The sequence below is a fragment of the Paenarthrobacter sp. CM16 genome, from assembly GCF_013179505.1.
Lineage (GTDB): Bacteria > Actinomycetota > Actinomycetes > Actinomycetales > Micrococcaceae > Arthrobacter.
The window spans coordinates 1-2,020 of the sequence record NZ_JABMCX010000485.1; the positions used below are offsets into that span (position 1 = coordinate 1).

At 60.4% G+C, this 2,020-nt stretch carries 1 protein-coding gene; it reads left to right on the forward strand.

Features of this window, described 5'->3' with window-relative positions; all coding sequences use genetic code 11:
* Window positions 1-124: 124 nt before the first annotated feature.
* Window positions 125-2,020: glycogen debranching protein GlgX (glgX, locus tag HP499_RS23700; RefSeq protein WP_172326491.1), on the forward strand; the 1,896-nt coding region annotated here is incomplete at its 3' end.

A 2,020-nucleotide genomic window follows, 5' to 3' on the forward strand; every position in this document is an offset into this window, starting at 1 on the left:
GGTTCCAAGCGTCCTTGGTTCGCTGAGCGCGGAATGCGACCGGACAAGACCCTAAGGTTACTGTCCGTGTCATGGGTCATGAGTAGGCTTGCAGCAGTTGTTCGCATCATCAAGAGGAGAACGCATGGAAGTCTGGCCTGGATCGGCTTATCCGCTGGGAGCCACTTTTGACGGCACCGGCACCAACTTCGCGCTGTTCAGCGGGAATGCCGAAAGAGTTGAGTTGTGCCTCTTTGACGACGACGGCGGGGAAGTCCGCGTAGAAGTCACCGAGGTAGATGGATATGTATGGCATTGCTACCTTCCACAGGTTCAGCCTGGGCAAAAGTACGGATATCGGGTTCACGGCCCGTACGATCCCGATGCCGGTCAGCGCTTCAACCCCAACAAATTGCTGCTGGATCCTTACGCCAAGGCCATCCACCGGCAGATCGACTGGGACCCGGCCCTGTTCTCGTACAACCTAGGGGACCCCGACTCCCGAAACGACGAGGACTCTGCACCGCACATGATGCTGGGCGTCGTCATCAACCCGTTCTTCGACTGGGATGGCGACAAGCTCCTTCGGATTCCGTACCACAAGTCAGTCATTTACGAAGCCCACGTCAAGGGCCTGACCCAGATGCACCCGGAAATTCCGGAGGAACAGCGCGGAACCTACGCGGGCGTCGCGCATCCGGCCGTGATTTCCCACTTGCAGAAGCTGGGCATCACCGCGATCGAACTCATGCCGGTGCATCAGTTCGTCAATGACGGCATACTGCAGGACAAGGGCCTCAACAACTATTGGGGCTACAACACCATCGGCTTCTTTGCCCCGCACAACAGCTATAGCTCCAAAGGTGATACCGGCCAGCAGGTCCAGGACTTCAAAGCCATGGTGCGGGCCCTTCACACGGCAGGGATCGAAGTCATCCTGGACGTGGTGTACAACCACACGGCCGAGGGCAACCACCTCGGCCCCACCTTGTCCTTCAAGGGCATCGACAACTCCGCGTATTACCGGCTGGTGGAGGACGACCAGAAGTACTACATGGACTACACCGGCACCGGAAATTCGCTGAACGTCCGCAGCCCGCACTCCCTGCAGTTGCTCATGGACTCCCTGCGTTATTGGGTGACCGAGATGCACGTGGACGGATTCCGCTTCGACCTCGCGTCCACCCTGGCCCGCGAGTTCTACGACGTCGACAAACTCTCCACCTTCTTCGAACTCATCCAGCAGGATCCGGTCGTTTCCCAGGTGAAGCTCATCGCCGAGCCGTGGGATGTGGGCCCCGGCGGTTACCAGGTGGGCAACTTCCCGCCCCAGTGGACGGAATGGAATGGCCAGTACCGGGACACCGTCCGCGACTTCTGGCGCGGTGAACCTTCCACCCTGGGAGAATTCGCGTCCCGCTTGACCGGCTCGGCAGATCTCTACGAGCACTCCGGCCGTCGACCGGTGGCCTCGATCAACTTCGTTACTGCCCACGATGGCTTCACGTTGGCCGACCTCGTCTCGTACAACGAGAAACACAACGAAGCCAATGGTGAAGACAACAACGACGGCGAGTCCCATAACCGCTCATGGAACTGCGGCGCCGAAGGACCCACGGATGACCCCACGGTCCTTGGCCTGCGGGCACGCCAGCAGCGCAACTTCATTGCCACGTTGTTCCTCTCCCAAGGTGTCCCCATGCTCCTGCACGGAGACGAACTGGGAAGGACGCAGAACGGCAACAACAACGGCTACTGCCAGGACTCCGAACTCACGTGGATCAACTGGGAAAACGTGGACCAGCCGCTCATCGAGTTCACCGCGGCGGTGTGCGCCCTCCGCGCCAAGCACCCCAGCCTCCGCCGGAGCCGGTTCTTTGACGGACGTCCGGTCCTGCGGGGCGAAGGCGAACGTCTCCCTGACATCGTTTGGCTGGATGCTGACGCGAGCACCATGAGTCCCTCGGATTGGGATGAGGCGTTGGGCCGCTCAGTGGGCGTGTTCCTCAACGGCGACGGCATTCACGGACGCGACAACCAG